This is a genomic window from Sorangium sp. So ce321, assembly GCF_051530195.1.
Lineage (GTDB): Bacteria > Myxococcota_A > Polyangia > Polyangiales > Polyangiaceae > Sorangium.
In genome coordinates this window covers 8327591-8345485 of the sequence record NZ_CP150329.1, presented here as the reverse complement: position 1 = coordinate 8345485, position 17895 = coordinate 8327591, and the positions used below count along the sequence as shown (strand labels likewise).

General features: G+C 74.1%; 11 protein-coding genes. 4 read left to right on the top strand and 7 right to left on the bottom strand.

Annotated elements, in window-relative coordinates; all coding sequences use genetic code 11:
* Positions 1-285: 285 nt before the first annotated feature.
* From WME89_RS30760 to WME89_RS30745, 4 genes are all read right to left on the bottom strand, one after another.
* Positions 286-1686 carry an acetyl-CoA carboxylase biotin carboxylase subunit gene (locus tag WME89_RS30760; protein WP_438003245.1) on the bottom strand — a complete coding sequence of 467 codons (1401 nt, stop codon included), beginning with the start codon at positions 1684-1686 and terminating at the stop codon, positions 286-288.
* A 175-nt stretch (positions 1687-1861) separates the two neighbouring features.
* Positions 1862-3025 carry a 23S rRNA (adenine(2503)-C(2))-methyltransferase RlmN gene (gene rlmN / locus WME89_RS30755; protein WP_438003244.1) on the bottom strand — a complete coding sequence of 388 codons (1164 nt, stop codon included), beginning with the start codon at positions 3023-3025 and terminating at the stop codon, positions 1862-1864.
* A gap of 111 nt (positions 3026-3136) precedes the next feature.
* Positions 3137-4288 carry a CgeB family protein gene (locus tag WME89_RS30750; protein WP_438003243.1) on the bottom strand — a complete coding sequence of 384 codons (1152 nt, stop codon included), beginning with the start codon at positions 4286-4288 and terminating at the stop codon, positions 3137-3139.
* 982 nt (positions 4289-5270) lie between these two features.
* Positions 5271-6161, bottom strand: a complete 891-nt coding sequence (locus tag WME89_RS30745; protein WP_438011993.1) for a serine/threonine-protein kinase — start codon at positions 6159-6161, stop codon at positions 5271-5273.
* Between the two features lie 670 nt (positions 6162-6831).
* Here WME89_RS30745 and WME89_RS30740 point away from each other — a divergent pair.
* Positions 6832-10695, top strand: a complete 3864-nt coding sequence (locus WME89_RS30740; protein WP_438003242.1) for a serine/threonine-protein kinase — start codon at positions 6832-6834, stop codon at positions 10693-10695.
* A gap of 167 nt (positions 10696-10862) precedes the next feature.
* Complete coding sequence (locus WME89_RS30735) at positions 10863-11534, top strand: haloacid dehalogenase type II (RefSeq protein WP_438003241.1); 672 nt, start codon at positions 10863-10865, stop codon at positions 11532-11534.
* 133 nt (positions 11535-11667) lie between these two features.
* On the opposite strand, the gene WME89_RS30730 is transcribed toward WME89_RS30735, so the two are convergent.
* The 3 genes from WME89_RS30730 to WME89_RS30720 all read right to left on the bottom strand — a co-directional run bounded on the left by WME89_RS30730 (position 11668) and on the right by WME89_RS30720 (position 15028).
* A complete protein-coding gene (locus tag WME89_RS30730) occupies positions 11668-11949 on the bottom strand; it encodes a pyrimidine/purine nucleoside phosphorylase (RefSeq protein ID WP_438003240.1) in 282 nt (93 codons plus the stop codon).
* 891 nt (positions 11950-12840) lie between these two features.
* Positions 12841-14193 (bottom strand): ATP-binding protein, encoded by a 1353-nt coding sequence (locus WME89_RS30725; protein WP_438003239.1) that lies wholly within the window; start codon positions 14191-14193, stop codon positions 12841-12843.
* Between the two features lie 112 nt (positions 14194-14305).
* Complete coding sequence (locus tag WME89_RS30720) at positions 14306-15028, bottom strand: response regulator transcription factor (RefSeq protein ID WP_438003238.1); 723 nt, start codon at positions 15026-15028, stop codon at positions 14306-14308.
* 116 nt (positions 15029-15144) lie between these two features.
* On the opposite strand from WME89_RS30720, the gene WME89_RS30715 reads away from it, so the two are divergent.
* A complete protein-coding gene (locus WME89_RS30715) occupies positions 15145-16641 on the top strand; it encodes a TolC family protein (RefSeq protein ID WP_438003237.1) in 1497 nt (498 codons plus the stop codon).
* Positions 16638-17894, top strand: coding sequence for an efflux RND transporter periplasmic adaptor subunit (locus tag WME89_RS30710; protein ID WP_438003236.1), 1257 nt, complete (start codon positions 16638-16640; stop codon positions 17892-17894). The genes WME89_RS30715 and WME89_RS30710 overlap by 4 nt, the downstream gene beginning before the upstream one ends.
* Position 17895: the final 1 nt, after the last annotated feature.

The window sequence follows — 17895 nt, the reverse complement described above, 5'->3', positions numbered from 1 at the left end:
CTTTTTAGTTCAACCCGGCCGCCGTGTGCAGCGGGCGCACGCGCGATTCAGCGCGGCGCGGAGGCGGCGCCGAGCGCGACGCCCGCGCCGTCGGTCAACGCCCCGCGCGCCCCGCGGCTGCGCTCGGGCGGCCCCTGACGCCGCGGGCGGGCGGCCGCGGAGCGGACGCCGGGGTGCGGAGCGGGGCGGAGCCCCGAGGAAACAACGCCAGGGCCGCCCGCACGAAGCCACCGCGAAGCGGCGCAGAAGTCCGGCCATCCATGGCCGGACTGCTGGCGGGCGGAACTAGCTGGCCTTCTTGCCGGCGGCGAGCGCCTCGGCGAAGCGCGTGTCGTACTGCCCGCTCCGGAAGTCGCCGTCCGCCAGGATCTGGCGGAGGAACGCGAGGTTCGTCGCGGCGGGCCCGGCCGGGCCGGTCAGCTCGATGGTCGTCTCGGCGAGCGCCCGGTCGAGGCGGGCGATCGCCGCGTCGCGCGTCGGCCCGTGGGCGACGATCTTGGCGAGCAGCGGGTCGTAGAACGGCGTCACCTCCAGCCCCTCGGCGACGCCGGTCTCGATCCGCAGGTCGTCGCCCGCGGCGGGCCAGCGGAGCGCGGTGATGCGGCCCGGCTGCGGGGCGAACTTCTTCGCCGGATCCTCCGCGTAGAGGCGCGCCTCGATGGAGTGGCCGCGGTACGTGTGGTCGCGGACCTCCGGCGCGAGCGGCTCGCCCGACGCGATGCGGATCTGGTGCTCGACGAGGTCGAGCCCGGTGCACATCTCGGTGACGCAGTGCTCGACCTGGAGCCGCGCGTTGACCTCGAGGAAGAAGAGCTCGCCGCTCTCCGCCGCGACGAACTCGACGGTGCCCGCGCCGACGTAGCCGGCGCCCGTCACGACGCGCAGGGCGCTCTCGTGCAGCGTCTTCCGGCGAGCGTCGCCCGCTTCCCCCTGGAAGAACGCGGCGGGCGACGGGGTCTCCTCGACGATCTTCTGGTGCCGGCGCTGCGCGCTGCACTCGCGCTCGCCGAGCGCGACGGCGCCGCCCTGGCCGTCGCAGAGCACCTGCACCTCGATGTGGCGCGGGCGCTCGATGTACCGCTCCATGTAGACGCGCGGGTCGCCGAACGCGGAGCGGCCGCGGTCGGAGCACGCGGTGAGGGCGCGCGAGAGCTTGACCGGGTCGGTCACGACCTGCATGCCGATGCCGCCGCCGCCGCCCGCGGCCTTGACGAGCAGCGGGAAGCCGATGCTCTCGGCCGCGCGCTGGGCGGCCTCCAAGTCGGTGGGGTCGACCGGGCCGCCCGTGCCTGGCGGCGGGAAGACATCGGCCCCGCGCGCGTGGTCGCGCGCGCGGATCTTGTCGCCGAAGGTGTGGAGCGCCGCCGGCGGGGGGCCGATGAACGTGATGCCCGCGTCGCTGACGGCCTCGGCGAAGGCCTGGTTCTCGCTGAGCAGCCCGTACCCCGGGTGGATGCCGTCCGCGCCCGTCGCGCGGGCCGCCTCGACGATCGCGTGGATGACGAGGTAGCTGTCCCGGACCGGCGGCGGTCCGATGCGCACGGCCTCGTCGGCCATCGCGACGTGCGGCGCGCTCGCGTCCGCGTCGGAGTACACGGCGACCGTGGCGATCCCGAGCCGTTTGCAGGTCCGGAGGACGCGGCAGGCGATCTCTCCACGGTTGGCGACGAGGATCTTTTTCAACACGGCCGACAGCTACGCCCCCGCGCGGCGAGGCGTCAAGGCGCTCGCGGCGGCGGCGCGCCCCCGCGTTCGCCGGGACGCCCCGCCGCGCGGCCTCGCGCCAGCGCCCGCTCGCCCAGCCCGCCGAGCCGCGCGCCAGCGCCCGCTCGCCCAGCCTGCTGAGCCTGGTGCCGCGCGATCAGCCCAGCGCGCGCCGCACCTTCGGCGTGGCCCCGAGCAGCACGAGCTGCCCGCACGCCGCCGAGACGTCGTCGCCGCGCCGGCGCCGCACGAAGCACGAGTACCCCGCCTGGGTGAGCACCTCCTGGAACGCCGCCACGCGCTCGTGGCCGGGCGGGCCCAGCGACGACGCCTCGATCGGGTTCATCGGGATGAGGTTGATCTTCACCGGGAGCCCGCGCAGGAGCTTCGCCAGCCGGCGCGCCTCGGCCGGATCGTCGTTCTGCCCGGCGACGAGCGTGTACTCGATGGTGATCCGCCGGCGACGCGGCAGCGGGTACGCGCGCAGCGCCGCGAGCAGCTCGTCGAGCGGGTACTTGCGGTTGATGGGCATCAGCGCCGAGCGCGTCTCGTCGTCCGCGGCGTGCAGCGAGATCGCCAGCGCGATCTGCCCGCCGAAATCGGCGCCGAGCCGCGCGATCTCCGGGACGAGGCCCGACGTGGACACCGTGACCCGTCGCGTCGACAGGTTGATCCCCTCCGGGTGCGTGAGCAGCCGCAGGGAGCGCGCGGTCGCCTCGTAGTTGTGGAGCGGCTCGCCCATGCCCATGTAGACGACGTTGCGGAGCTCCTCGCCCTCCTCGAGCATCGCCCGCCCGAGGAGCACCTGGCCCGCGATCTCCTCGGCCCCGAGGTGGCGCTTGAGCCCCGCCACGCCGCTCGCGCAGAAGCCGCACCCCATGGCGCAGCCGACCTGCGTGGAGATGCACTGGGTGACGCGGACGCGCGGCGCCGCGCCCGCGTCGGCCGCGTCGTCGTCCTCGTCGTCGTCGCTCGCCGCCGCGTCGGCGTCGAGCTGCGCCTGCGAGCCGGGGCCCGACACCGAGGGCAGCAGGACGGTCTCGATGGTCGCGCCGTCGCGGAGGCGCAGGAGCAGCTTGCGCGTGCCGTCCTCGGAGCGATGGACCCGCTCGGGCGTCAGCACCTCGCCGAGCCCCTCCGCGGCGAGGTGCTCGCGCAGCCGCGCCGGGAGGTTCGTCATGGCCGCCGGATCGAGGATGCCGCGGCGGTGGATCCAGTGGAACACCTGCTTCGCCGTGAACGCCCGCTCTCCGCGGGAAGCCAGCGAGGCCGACCATTCTTCAGGCAGGCGGGCGACAGGGTGAAGCGGGGTGGAGCGCACCTCCGTCGTGGTAATGCGCGCCGACCCGAGCGGCAAGGGAGCAGGAGCGCGGCGCGGGCAGGCCGCGCGCGCGCCGGGTCCGAAGGCGAGGCCCAGGCCGACGCCGAGGCGTCAGCCGCTCTGGGTCTCCACGTGCGCCGTCGCGATCTGCCCGTCGCGCTCGCGGCGCGCCCGCGCCCGGCTCGCGGCGTCGAGCACCTCGCGGGTGTAGCGCTCGAACGCCTCGGCCCGGTGCATCGCCGTGTGCTCGGCGAAGACGCGCTGCCGCGCCCGCTGGCCGATCGTGAGGCGCTTGTCCTCCTTCATTTCCCGCAGCTTCCGGAGCACGTCCTCGGGCGAGCGGACGAGGAGGATCTCCTCGTTGGGCTGGAAGAACGTCTCGATCCCGGGCCATGTGTCGCTCAGGACCGGGGTCCCGCACGCGGCCGCCTCGAACAGGCGCGCGCTCGGCGACCACCCGGACTCGACCATCGCCCGGCGGGTCAGGTTCAGCGTGAAGCGCTGGGCGTTGTAGAAGATGCGGTGCTCGTCCGGCGGCAGGTGCTCCGTCCGCGAGACGTTCTCGGGCCAGGCGAGCGACGACGGGTACTGCGCGCCCGCCACCGCGAAGCGCCCGCGGCGCATGCGCCGCGCCGGCTCGAGCAGGAGCCGCTCGACCGACGCCTGCCGGTCGTCGCTGTACGTGCCGAGATAGCCGAGGTCCCAGCGCATCGGCGCCGGCTGGGGATGGTAGACGTCGGTGTCGGCCGCGCAGTAGAGCGCCCGCGCCCGCACGGCGCCGTGGCCGCGCTCCAGCCGCTCCAGCGTCGGGCCCCCCGTCGCCGACAGGTAGAGGTCGTACCGCGGGATCAGCGCCGGCGTGAGGTACGCGTGATCCCCGTGCGCCAGCCGCCCCAGCGTGACCGGCGTGTCGAGATCGTAGAACGCGGCCTTGCCGCGGGCCTCCTCCGTGATCCACGCTCCGACGGTCGCCCCTTCAGGGACGAAGGAGCCGACGATCACGAGATCTGCTTCGCGCACCGCGCGTGAGAACCGATCGCGCAGCTCGGCAATGCTCGAGTACTGCTCGGTCTTGCCATAAGGCGGGTTGGGCAGGTCGCGGTGCTGGTCATAGATGGAGAGGCTCCGCTCCAGGAAGAGCACGTGGTGGCCGCGCGACGCGAGCGCCCGCAGGAGCGCCCTGTACGTCGTGGCGTGGCCGTTGCCCCACGAAGACGTGATGGAGAGTCCCAGGAAGACATAGCGGTAGGTAGGTGTCGTCATAACGTGGTGGCGGCAAGGGGTGAGAGATCCCGGAAGACGTGCCGGCCCGGAATGAGCCGGTCCCGAGGTACACCGCAACGTCGCTCGGAGGCCGAGAGAGGCCTCGCGTCGTGCGAGAGGCGCGCGGGTAGGCAGGGGAGCAGCACGTCGCTCCGGTTGCCCTGGCGCCGCGCAAGAGGGCGCGACGACGAGCCAACGAACCCGGATTAACATGCGTGCTCACGCTCTGCAATCCTGTGAGATGCGGTTTCTGGACTGAAGATGCGTGTTCCTCGTCAGGACACCAGTCGATAAGGCCCGGACTGATCTCGTGATGACGAGGGACGCAGAATCGTAACGTGATCTGGGACAGGGCGGCTCGATCGGGCAAAGCACCCCTGGGCGCCCGCGCCCGCGCGGCAGAGCAAACGGCCTGTGCTGTGTCGAATGATGGAACGTGGACGAGAAAAATAGGGTCGCTGTCGCAATGGCTCACCGTGGCTGCCGGTAGAACGGAGTCGATGCGGGGGAGCCCGCCCCGTAACGCCGGGGCAACGCCCGTGAAACATCGCCGGAGCCGGGCTCGTCAGGCGCGCGGGAGCGGGTGGCGGCACGCAAGCGCGTGCGCCCGCGGCCCCTCGCGAGGCGGTGGGGCGCGCGGGACCAGGAGCGATTCCGGCGTCTCTATCAGGCCCGCCGACAGCGCGGCGGTCTCAGGCGGAGCGGCGGTGGCCCGGTTCGAGCAGGAGGACGGGGAAGCGGGGGCAAAAGCCCAGCGGTCTCCCCGCCTTCACCAGCGGATCTGCCGGTGAGGGTGGCTCTCGACGGGGCCATGTCCGGTCTGACGGAGAATCCGAGCGAGCAAGGCGGAAGGCGGCGAGAGGGAGAGCCGGCGGCGCCTTCGCGCTGCATTCCTTTTAGTGCCAGCCGATTGCCACGGATTGGGCGCCTCGAGGTGCCCAGGCTTCAGCGGCGGTGCGCCGTGCAGGAGCTGCCGCGGCGTTCAGGAGGCGGGGCGCAGCGCCCGCCAGCCGTCGATCACCTCGGCGATGTTCGCGAAGCGGCGGTCCGGGCTGTGGGCCAGACCCCGGTTCACGAACACCTCGACCTGTCGATCGACCGGCGGGGGCATCAGGTTGCCGAGGCGGCGCGGCGCCGTCCTCGTCTTGAGGTCGGCGAGCATCATCAGGTTGCGGGCGGCGTAGGGGAGCTCACCGGTGAGCGCCTGAAAGACCACCGTCATGGCCGCATAGATGTCGGCCCGGTGATCCACCGCCTTACCCTTCATGAGCTGCTCCGGCGGCGCGTACCGCGGGTCGCCGAGACAGCGGCCCGCCACGGTCAGCTCCTCGTCGCAGAGCGCGGGCGGGAGCTTGCACGAGCCGAGGTCGAGCAGCGTCAGCCGCTCGCCGTCAGGGGCCCGGTCGATGAGCGCGTTCGCGGCGCTGATGTCGCGGTGGATGAGGCCAATCTCGTGGAGCTCCGCGATCGCCAGCCAGAGCTGCTCGACCAGCGGGTGCAGGTCGCCGAACGGGATCGCCCCTTGCCGGGCGATGCGGTCGCCGAGGAGCTCGCCCTCGCGCAGCTCGAACACGATGAAGGGGCCGTGCTTCGGGTCCGCGCCGCCGCCGATCGACGGCAGCGTGTGCGGGCCTTGCAGCCGATCGCACGCCGCGGCCTCGCGCCGGAAGCGCGCCGCGGCCTCCGCGGTGGTCATGCGCTCGGGCGCGCCGAGCACGCTCCCCGTGTCCACGCGCGCCGGAGGCTCGCCGAGCACCTTCACCGCGACGCGGCGGCCGGTGCTCGCGTCCTCGGCGCTGAACACTTCGCCGAGGCCTTCGCGGCGGAGATGACGCACCACGCGGTAGCGCTGGAGCAGGACGGTTCCGGGCACGATTGACAAGAGCGGCCTCCTTCGCTTGACAAAAAGGGGTCCAGCGCGTTCCGGTCGCCTCCCCCCAGTCCCCAGACAAGCTCATTTATCACGCGGGCGCGACAGCGGAAGCGCCGCGCACCGGGCGACGCGAAGAAGAGGCCTGCGCCTACACCTGCCACTTCGCATCGCCCGCCTGCTCCACGCTCGAGGCCGTCTGGACGAAATGCGGCGCAGCGACCCGCGTCGAGCCGGGCGAGGCGAGCGCTGCCGGCTCGGCGAGGCCCGCCGCGGCAGGCGGCGCCGAGCGCTGCGGGAGGCCGCCGCCGCGGCCGCTCGCGTATGCCGCGTGCGGGGCCGATCGAGCCCGCGGAGGAGCCGCCGGCGCGCTCCGAGGGACAGCCGGCGAATGCCGGCGCGTCGCCGCGGCCGGCGCGGGCGCCGCGGCCGGCCGCGTGGATCGAGCTTTGGCGAGCCCTTCGACGCTCTGGAGTTGCCCAGGGACGCACTCTTTGGTGACGATGCAAACTGAAGCGCGGTAATCGGCGGTGATTGCATGAGGGACGCGGAGGCCTCGCCGCGCCCGCTCCGGTGACACGCCTGCTACCCCGAACCGCTGGCCATCCACATGAACTTCGCGTAGCTCCCACACAGGACGGACGGCGGTCTGCGGGGAGCAGCGGCAGGGGCAATGCGCGCGGGAAACGTCATCGACGGCCGGTTCGAGATCGTGGAGCTCGCGGGCGCCGGCGGGATGGGCCACGTCTTCCGCGCCTACGACCTCAGGACCGGTGATACCGTCGCCCTCAAGGTCCTCCAGAACGCCGCCTCCCAGGACTCGAGCCGCCTCGCGCGCGAGGCGCAGGCGCTCGCCAGCCTGCGGGTGCCGGGGGTGGTGCGTTACATCGCGCACGGCTCCACGGACACTGGCCACCCCTACCTCGCCATGGAGTGGCTCACCGGCGAGACCCTCTCCCAGCGCCTCGCCCGGCAGGCGTTCACGCTCGATGAGAGCATCAAGCTCGCCCGGCGCGTCGCGACCACCCTCGGGTCCGTGCACCGGCTCGGCGTCGTCCACCGCGACCTGAAGCCGAGCAACCTGCTGCTCGTCGACGGCACCATCGACCGCATCACGCTCATCGACTTCGGCGTGGTCCGGATGTCCGGCCTCGACCAGCAGCTCACCATGCCGGGCGCCATCCTCGGCACCCCCGGCTACATGGCCCCGGAGCAGGCCCGCGGCGAGGCGCAGGTCGACGCGCGCGCCGACGTCTTCGCGCTCGGCTGCCTGCTCTACAAGTGCGTGTCCGGGCGCGCGCCCTTCCGCGGCGCGCGCGGGCTCGCCGTGCTCGTCAAGGTGCTGATCGAGGAGCCGCCGTCGCTCCGGTGGCTCCGCGACGACGTGTCCGAGGCGCTCGACGACCTCGTCACGCGGATGCTGTCGAAGTCGCCCGAGGGGCGGCCCAGCGACGGCAACGCGGTCGCGGCCGAGCTCGCCGCGCTCATGGACCCCGCGGCGCTCTCCGTCCGCCCGCCGGCCCCGTCCATCCGCCCGCCGGAGCTCACGACCGGCGAGCGCAAGGTGATGTGCCTCGTCCTCGCGCGCAACGGGCTCGCCCTCGCCGCGGCCGAGCCGGCCCTCCCCGAGGTCGACGAGCAGGAGCGCGCGCAGGCGCTCGCGGCCACGGCGGCGCGCTACAGGGGCCAGCTAGAGCTCGTCGAGGCGCGGCTGCCGCTGGTCGTGCTCTCCGGCGCCGGCGCGACGACCGACCTCGCGGCCCGGGCGGCCCGCTGCGCGCTCGCCGTGCAGGCGCTCCTCGGCGGCGCGCCGGTCGCGGTCGTCACGGGCAGGGCGGAGATCGCCTCGCGCATGCCGATCGGCGACCTGATCGACCGCGTGGTCCAGCTGCTCCCCGAGAGCCGCTCCCCGTCCCGCGCGGCGGCGATCCGCATCGACGAGGTGACGGCGGGGCTGCTCGGGCCGCGGTTCGAGATCACCGCCGACGAGACAGGCCGCTGGCTCCTCGGCGCGCGCGAGGAGCCGGAGTCGGCGCCCCAGCTGCTCGGCAAGGCGACGTCGTGCGTCGGGCGCGAGCGCGAGCTGTCGCTCATCCGCGACGAGCTCGCCCGCTGCGTCGAGGAGTCGACCCCGAGCGTCGTGCTCGTGACGGGCCCGGCGGGCATCGGCAAGTCGCGGCTCCGCCACGAGCTCATCCGCGGCGTCCGGGAGGAGGGCGCGCCGGTCGAGGTGTGGCTCGGGCAGGTGGATCCGATGAGCGCCGGCTCGGCGTTCGGGCTGCTCGCGCACGCGCTCCGGCGGGCGATCGGCCTCTCGGACGCCGATTCGATCGAGGAGCGGCGGCGCAAGGTGCGGGCGCGGGTCGAGCGGCACGCGGCGCTCGACGCGGCGCGCGTGGCGACGTTCCTCGGCGAGCTCGTCGGCGCGCCGTTCCCGGACGACGACGTCCAGCTCCGGGCGGCGCGGCGGAACCCGATGCTCATGGGCGATCAGCTGCGCCTTGCCTGGGAGGACTTCCTGCGCGCCGAGTGCGCGGTGCAGCCGGTCCTGCTCGTGCTCGAGGACCTGCACTGGGGCGACCTGCCCACGGTCACGATGGTCGACGGCGCGCTCCGGAACCTGAAGGACCGGCCGTTCATGGTGATGGCGCTCGGGCGCCCCGAGGTGCACGAGCTCTTCCCGAAGCTGTGGGACGAGCGGCGCGGCCACAAGCTCCGCCTCGCCGGGCTCTCGCGCCGGTCGAGCGAGCGGCTCGTGCGCCAGGTGCTCGGCGACCGCGAGAGCCCGGAGCTCGTGGCGACGCTCGTGGAGCGCGCGGACGGCAACGCCTTCTACCTGGAGGAGCAGATCCGCGCGGCGGCGGCCGGCAAGGGCGCGGACCTGCCGGAGACGGTGCTGGCGATGGTGCAGGCGGAGCTCGACGCGCTCGACGGCGGGGCGCGCCGGGTCCTGCGCGCCGGGGCGGTCTTCGGCGAGACCTTCTCGCGGAGCGGGGTCGCCGCGCTGGTCGGCCGGGCGGAGGTCGAGCCGCTGCTCGCCGAGCTCGAGGCGCGGGAGCTCATCGTGCGGCGCGCCGCGGAGGGCGCCTCGGACGCGGTCGAGTACCGGTTCCGGCACGCGCTCGTGCGCGAGGCGGCGTACGGGATGCTGACCGACCACGACCGCCGGCTCGGCCACCGGCTCGCGGGCGAGTGGCTCGAGCGGATGGGCGCGGCGGACCCGATGGCGCTCGCCGAGCACTTCGAGCGCGGCGGCGAGCCGGCGCGGGCGGCGACGTGGACGCTGCGCGCGGCCGAGCAGGCGCTGCTCGGGAGCGACCTCGGCGCGGCGATCGAGCGGGTGGAGCGCGGCATCGCGCGCGGCGCCCCGAAGGCCACGGCGGGGGCGCTGCGGCTCTGCCAGGCGGAGGCGCACCTCTGGCGCGGCGAGTTCGCGCTGGCGGAGCGGCGGGGGATGGAGGCCCTGGAGCGGCTCTCGCCCGGGTCGGCGCCGTGGTTCTCGGCGCTCACGCACATGATCCTCGCGGCCTCGAAGCGCAACAACCACGATCAGGTCGAGCGCCTGCTGCGCGTCGCGCAGAGCACCGAGGCGCGGCGGTCGGCGCGCCCCGCGCGCAGCGTGTGCCTGTGCGCGGGCGCCGGGCGCCTCGTCTTCGGCGGGCGCTACCAGCTCGCGGATGAGCTGCTCGACGCGATCGAGCAGGACGCCGAGGAGACCGAGCAGGAGGTCGAGGTGCTGGCGCGGCTCCACGAGGCGCGCGCGTACCGGGCGATAGCGGCCGGCGATCCCGGCGCCTGCCTTGCGGGCTTCGAGGCCGCGCTCGCGGCGTTCGAGCAGGCCGGCGACCGGCGCAACGCCTGCTGGACGCGGAACAACCTGGGGTCGTGCTACGCGGAGCTCGGCGACTTCGAGGGCGCCGAGGCGGCGCTGCGCGCGTCGCTCGCGGACGCGGAGCGGATGGGGCTGTCGGACGCGCGGCTCGGGGCGCTGCTCAACCTGGGTCCGGTGCTCGCGCAGCGGGGCCTCGTCGAGGAGGCGCGGCAGACGGAGGAGGAGGCGATCGCGACGTCCCAGGGCCTGGGCGACGCGCGCCGGGAGGGCGCGGCGCGGACGTGCCTCGCGAGGATCCTGCTCCTGTCGGGCGACCTCGGGGGCGCCGAGCGCGAGGCCCGCGAGGCGGTCGCGATCCTGTACGGCGCGCCGCCGCTCCGCGCCTTCGCGTACGCCGTCCTCGGGCGGGCGCTGCTCGACGCGGGGCAGGCGGTGGACGCGCTGGCGGCCACGACGGAGGCGTACTGCCTGCTCGACTCGGTGGGCGCCGAGGCGGGCGAGTCGCTGGTGCGCCTCACGCACGCCGAGGCGCTCTCCGCGTGCGGCCACCGGCGGGAGGCTACGCTGGCGATCGCCTCGGCGCGGGAGAGCCTGCTCGACCGGGCGAGGAGGATCAGCGATCCGGTGTGGCGCGGGAAATTCCTCGGCAACGTGCCGGACAACGTGGCGACGCTCGAGCTGGAGCGAAGGTGGCTGGCGGGATAGGCCAGCGCGCGGAGCAGCCGCCCGGGCGACAGGGGGGAAGACAGAGGCAAGAGAGAGCCAGAAGAGAATAGAACTAGAGTGGCTCACTTTCTCTTGCTCGGCGCGCGTGGCGGTCCATCTCGTTCTCGTCTGACCACCGCTCCGGAAGCCAGAGAGGTAACCAGGACATGCCTGACATCCGGGCCGCCATCTTCGACGCTTACGGCACGTTGCTCGACGTGCACGCCCCCGTGCTGGCGCGGTCCGAGCGCATCGGCCCGCACTGGCGCCGGTTCTCTGCCGACTGGCGGGCGAAGCAGCTCGAGTACACCTGGGTGCGCAGCCTGACCGGGCCCGCTCATCACCGCGACTTCTGGCGGTGTACGGAGGACGCGCTCGACTGGGTCTTGGCGAGGCACGGCCTCTCCGATCCCGGCCTGCGCGCGGCGCTGCTCGACGCTTACCGGGCCTGCCCCGCATACCCCGAGGTGCCGGCCGTGCTGGGCGCGCTCCGCGGCCGCGGCCTCGCGACAGCGATCCTCTCCAACGGGGAGCCGGGCATGCTGGGGGCCGCGGTCGCCGCGGCGGGCATCGCCGATCTGCTCGACGACGTGCTGAGCGTGGAGGCGATCGGCGTCTTCAAGCCGCACCCGCTGGTCTACCGCTTGCCCGAGCGTCGCTTCGGCCACCCCGCTGCGGCGATGGCCTTCATCTCCGCGAATGCGTGGGATACGCAGGGAGCGCTCGCCTGCGGATATCGCGCCTTCCGCGTGAACCGCGCCGGCGATCCGGATGAGTACGGTCTCCGCGGCCGCGCGCCGGAGCTCGACGACCTCGCGAGGCTGCCCGCGCTGTTGTGATGGTGTGACGCTGGCCGCCTGGAGCCGTCAGGGCCCGAGGCGGCTGGAGGGGAGGGCCGCCGCGGACGGCGGACAGGAGCGCTGAGGGAGGTGCGAGGCGCCTGCGCTCGTCTGGGCGCTCAGAGGTGCGCGCTCAGAGGAACTCGCAGAAGTACCCGGCCGGCTGCGAGGCCTTGACGTCGAAGCCGCTCTTGGCCGGCACCTCGAACGATGTCCCCGCCGGGTACACGCGCCACTCCGGCGAGCCGTCGAAGCGGATCGCGAGCTCGCCCGCGACGACGGTCATGCGCTCCGGCGACTCGGTCGAGAAATGAAACTCGCCGATGTCGATGACGCCCATCGTCTGCCGGCGCCCGTGGCGCTCGAAGCCGAGGCTCTGGACGTCGCCGTTGAAGTAGCTGTTGTGCTTGAGCATGGCGCCCTCCTACCGCGTCTCGCGCCGAGAGGCCAGGACGGTGAGCCCCGGGGGCGATCGCGCGTCACGGCCCTGGCGAGGTGGTCGTGACACCGGTCGACCTCGTTGCTCTTGCCGATGAGCGCGCGCATCTTCGACGACGCGCCGCCTCTGCTCGGCTGCACCGCGAGCACCGCCTCGTGCGCCTCCACGACCCTCGGGTGGAGCGCCGCGATCTCGGGGATCGACAGGCACACCTTGCGCTGCTTCGGGTCGTCGACCCACGGGGAGAGGAGCGCGACCATCTCGTCGAGATTCAGATGCTTCAGCATGAAAGACACCTCCTGAGTGGGGTGAAGCGGGCAATGCCGGAACTGGCATTGCGCGTGAGCGGGTAAGGGAAGTCCTGTTGCGTTGTGCGTCAAGACGGGCGCTGCGTGGGTTTCGTGCGTCCTGATGCCATGAGCTGCACTCTTGCAGGCATGGCGGAGTGTCCACGATCGGCGGAGTGCCCATCGAACGTGCGTGTGGAGAGGTCGCGACGTGCCGAAACGGCCTCGAGAGGAGGGCGGGTCGATCCGGGATCGAGAGGGGCGGCCTTGGAGGCCGGCCTGGGGAGGTCGCGACGTGGCGGAGCGGGCTCCGGAGGGGGCCGGGCGGACGCGCGACCGAAGCGGGCGGCCCTCGAAGCCTGCGCGGAGAGGTCGCGACGTGGCGGCGCCTCCTCGGGAGGCGGGCACGGGCCGGTACGGGACCGGAAGGCGCGGCCTGGAAGCGCACGCCGAGAGGTCACGACGCGGCGGAGGCGCTTCGGGACGGGGCGGGTCGATCCGGGATCACGACGGCCAGCCTCGGGAGGAGCGCGGGTCGATCCGGGATCGAGCCGGCCGGCTCCGGCGCTCCTGAAGCCCCTCAGTCCTCCGCGACCGCCGGCAGGCGCAGCGCGACGACGAGGCCGCCGCCGTCCGCGTTGCTGGCCTCGACCTCGCCGCCGTGCAGCAGCACCGCCCGCTGGGTGATCGCCAGCCCGATCCCCGTGCCGCCCGCGCCGCGCGCCCGGTGGTCGTCGACCCGGTAGAACGGCTTGAAGATGTCCACGAGCGCCCCCTCTGGCACGCCCGGCCCGCGGTCGCGGACGCGCACCTCGGCGAGGCCGCCGGCGCACTCGAGATCGACGCGGACCGCGGTGCCAGGCTCGGTGAAGCGCACCGCGTTGCGCACGACGTTCTCGATGGCCCGCCGGAGCAGCTCCCCATTGCCGTCCAGCGAGCACGCGTCGCGCGCCCCCAGCTCGACCGAGCAGCCCTGCTGCTCGGCCTCGAACGCGGCGTCCTCGACCAGCTGCTCCACCAGCGCCGTCAGATCCACCCGCTCGGTGCGCTCCATGCCCCGACCCGACTCGAGACGGCTCAGCGTGAGCAGCTCGCCGATCATCCCGTTGAGCCGCTCCGTCTCCCGCTCGATCCGGTCGAACGCCGGCTCCACGTCCGGCGGCGAGCGACGGCGGACGAGCTCCAGCGCGATGTTGAGCCGCGCGAGCGGCGACCGGAGCTCGTGCGAGACGTCGCGGAGCAGCCGGCGCTGCGTCTCGAGCAGCTCCTGGATGCGCTCGGCCATCCGGTCCATGTCGCGCCCGAGCGCCAGCGTCTCGCCGTCGGCGCCCGCGAGCTGCTGCGCGACGCGGACCGAGAGGTCGCCCGAGGCCATCCGCTGCGTGGCGCCGCGCAGGACGCGGATCGGACGGGACAGGTAGCGCGCGAGGAGCACCGCCACGAGCCCGGTCACGCCGACGATCGCGAGCAGCCGCTGCGGCAAGGTCTCCGGCATGAGGAAGAACACCCACGGCGACCGGACCGGGCCCGTCGCGACCGCGGCGAAGGAGGGGTCGCGGCGCAGGACGACGGCGACGAGCTCCCGCTCGCCGACATCGACGGCGATGCCGTCGCCCATGCGCCTCGCCCTGTCCTCGATGCCGGCCGCGCCCTCGATGGGCTCGCCGCTCACGAGCGCGCCGGAGCGGTAGACGGCGACGCGCTGGTCGCGCGGGTCGAGCGGCGCGAGGCTCCGCTCGCAGCCGGCGAGCCCGTCCCGCGAGCAGGCGAGCGCGCTCTCGGCCCGGAGCTCGACGGAGCGCGTGCTCAGGCGGCGGCGCAGCGCGCTTGGCTCCGCGGAGAACGCCCAGCCGTGGATCACCGCGAACAGGCCGACCAGGAGCGCCATCGCGAGCCACAGCGAGACCAGGAGGCGCAGGAAGAGGCTCTTCACGGGCGCCCTCCGAGCAAGCGGCGGTTCGCGGGCGCCCTCCGCGCTCCAGGGGCGCCCTCCGCGCCAGCAGCGGTCCGCGAGCGCCGCGAGCGCCCTCCCAGCAGAAGGCGCCTCACGGGCGCTCCCGGGCCAGGATGTAGCCGGCGTTGCGGACCGTCTTGATGCGCTCGCCGCCGCCCGGCCCGGGCCCGAGCTTGCGGCGGAGGTTCGAGACGTGCATGTCGATGCCGCGGTCGTACGCCGCGAGCCGGCGGCCGAGGACGCGCCGCGCGAGGTCCTCGCGCGAGACGACCGTCCCCGCCTGCCGGACCAGGACCTCGAGCAGGTCGTACTCGGCCGTCGTGAGCTTGATGTCCTCGCCGCGGACGCGGACGCGCCGCGCCGCCGGCGCCACCTCGAGGTCGTCGACCGTGAGCACCTGCGGCGCCTCCGCGGCGCGCATCGACGGCGCCGCCGCGCCCGCGTGCGCGGCGCGGCGGTGGAGCGCGCGCACGCGGGCGACGAGCTCGCGCGGGTTGAACGGCTTCGGCAGGTAGTCGTCGGCCCCCATCTCGAGGCCGACGATGCGGTCGACGTCCTCGCCCCGCGCGGTGAGCATCAGGACAGGGACCCGCGAGCTCTGCCGGAGCCGCGTGAGGACCTCGAAGCCGTTGAGCCCGGGCAACATCACGTCGAGCACCACGAGCGTGAACTGCTTCTCCTGAGCGCGCGCGAGGCCAGAGATCGCCTCGCGCGCGCTCTCGACCGCATAGCCCTCCTGACCGAGGAGCTCGGCCAGGAGCTCGCAGAGCTCGGCGTCGTCGTCGATGACCAGGATCTGGGGCGGATCGGCCATGAAGGGGACTGTAGCGCGGCCGGCGCGGCGCCGTGTAAGGCCTGGTCAAAAGGCTCTTGACGAATCTTTACACGAACCGGACACCTCTTGAGACACTGCCCTCTAGCTTGCGGTGCATGACGCTCACTCGCTCCGTTCCCCTGCCGTGGCTGGCGTCCCTCGCGGTCATCGCCACGTGCACGCTGAGCAGCGCGGCGCGCGCCGAGACGCTCACCGCCGAGGAGGCGGTCGGCCGCGCAGCCTCCCAGAACCCGACCCTCCGCGCGGCCCTGCTCGAGGCCACCGCCGCGCGGCAGGCCGTGGCCGCCGAGCAAGGCGCCCGCAGGCCCACGCTCTCGGCCTCGGTGACCGGAAAGTACACGGAGGCCTTCGCTGACGGGGAGACTGGGCTCTCCCGCTCGGGCAGCACGACCGTCGCGTCCAACGCGGCGCTCCGGTACACGACCGATATAGGGACGGGCCTCGAGGTCGGCGCGTCGGCGGACACGTCGTGGCGCTCGCTCACGGACCGGACCACCGGGCCGAGCTACAAGGCCGAGGCGTACGTCTCCGCGCGGCAGCCGCTGCTCCGCGGGGCCGGGACCGACGCGGTCCTCGCGCCGATCGCGCAGGCCCAGGCGTCGGCGGTCGCCGCCGAGCTGGACCGCGAGCTCGCGGCGAGCCAGACGGCGCTCGACGTGCTCGGGGCGTACTGGGAGCTCTGGTACGCGGAGCAGGCGATCGGCGTGCAGGAGCAGGCGCTCGCGGCCGCGCAGCGGCTGCTCGCCGACGCGAAGGCGCGCGCCGAGACCCTCGGCACCGGCACGCGGGTGGACGTGCTGCAGTTCTCGACCGCGGCCGCGTCGATCGCGGACGCGCTCTCGCAGGCCCGCGCGACGCGCGCGTCCCGGGCCATCGCGCTCGGGCGCGCGCTCGGCATGGACCCGGCGCGCGCGGCGTCGCTCGCCGCGACCGGCGCGCCGCCGTCGCTCGGGGCCCTGCCGGCGGCCGCCGTGCTCGTGCGCGCGGCCAGCGAGCGGTCGCGGGAGCTCGCGGCCCTGCGCGCCGACCTCGACGCGACGCGCGCGCGGGTGGGCGCCGCGGAGGACGCGGACCAGGTCCGGCTCGACGTGTTCGCGACCGCCTCCGTGGGCACGCTGTGGGAGAACGACGCCCTGTCGGGGCTCGCGCTGCCGGGCGGGCGGCCCGCGTTCAGCGTGCTGGGCGGGGTCGATGTCGAGCTGCCGTTCGGCGGCGGCCGGGCGTCCGCCGACGCGGCCCGCGCGCGCACGCAGCTCGCGGCCGCGGAGGCCCGGTACCAGGCGCGCGCCGAGGCGATCGCGGCCGAGATCAGCGCGCTGCGGGTGAGCCTCGAGGCCGCCGCCGATCAGGTCGCGCTCGCCGCGGAGACGGCGCGCACGGCCGGCGAGCTCGCGGAGGCGGAGCGGCAGCGGCTCCAGCTCGGGATCGCGACGTCCTCGGACGTGGTGCAGGCGGAGCAGACGCTTCGCGAGGCGGAGCTCCGCAGGCTGCGCGCCGCGGTGACAGAGCTCACGTCGCGCTTCCAGCTCGAGCACGCCACGGGCGCGCTGCTCGAACGCTTCGCTTCGGTGCTCTCCAGGAGGTCGTCATGAACAGGAACAAGAAACGCTACCTGATGTCCGGCGTGGCCGCGGCGGCCGTGGCGAGCTTCGCGATCGGCGGGTACGCCTGGTACAAGGAGCCCGCGAAGACCCCGGCCGGCCCCACCGTCGAGATCCGGCGCGGGAGCCTGACCGAGACCGCCGCGGCGTCCGGGAAGATCGAGCCCGACGTCCAGGTCGAGGTGAAGTCGCGCGCCCCGGGGCAGGTCATCGAGGTGCTCGTGAAGGAGGGCGACACGGTCGACGCGGGCCAGCTGCTCGTCCGCCTCGACCCGACGGACGCGGAGCGCGACCTCGCCGAGGCGCGCGTGGCGCGCGACCGGGTGAAGGCCGAGCTCGCCGCGGCGCAGGCGTCGGTCGCGGTCGCCGAGCTCGAGCGCAATAACAGCCAGACGACCCAGGAGGTCGCCGAGAAGAGCGCCGAGATGGGCCTCGGGTCGACCGACGCCGCCCGCACGGCGGCGCACTCGACGAAGGTCGCGGGCGCGAACATCACGCTGCGGCGGGCGCAGCTGAGCTCGTCCCAGGCGCAGCTCAAGGCGGCCGAGCTCGCGGTGCAGGACGCGGAGACGCGCCTGAAGGAGACGCAGATCTACGCGCCGATCGCCGGCACGGTGCTCGACGTGGCGGTGGAGAAGGGGACGCTCGTCTCGTCGGCGCTCACCAACGTGAGCGGCGGCAGCGCCGTGATGACGCTCGCCGACCTGTCGAACCTGCGCATCGTCGGCGCGATCGACGAGGCGCAGATCGGCCGCGTCGCCCCGGGGCAGCGGGTCGAGATCCGCGTCGACGCCTACGGGGACCGGGTGTTCCAGGGCGTCGTCGACCGCGTGAGCCCGCTCGGCAAGGAGACCTCGAGCGTCGTGACCTTCGACGTCGAGATCGTCGTCAACGACAAGGAGGCGTCGCTGCTCCGGTCGGGGATGAGCGCGGACGTGGAGATCGTGACCGCGGAGCAGAAGGACGTGCTGCTCGTGCCGCTCCTCGCCGTGCAGTCGGCGGGCAAGCGGCGGTTCGTGCGGCTCGCGAACGGCGAGGAGCGGCCGATCCAGACCGGGGCCACGGACGGCTCGCAGATGGTCGTGACCGAGGGCCTGAGCGAGGGCGACGACGTCCTCGCGAGCGCGCCCGTCGTGAGCGCGCCGGGCGGCCCGCAGGGGCAAGGGCAGCGCCAGGGCGGCGGCCAGAACCCGATGCGCGGGATGGGCATGGGCATGGGCGCTCGGCCGGCGGGAGGGCGCTGAG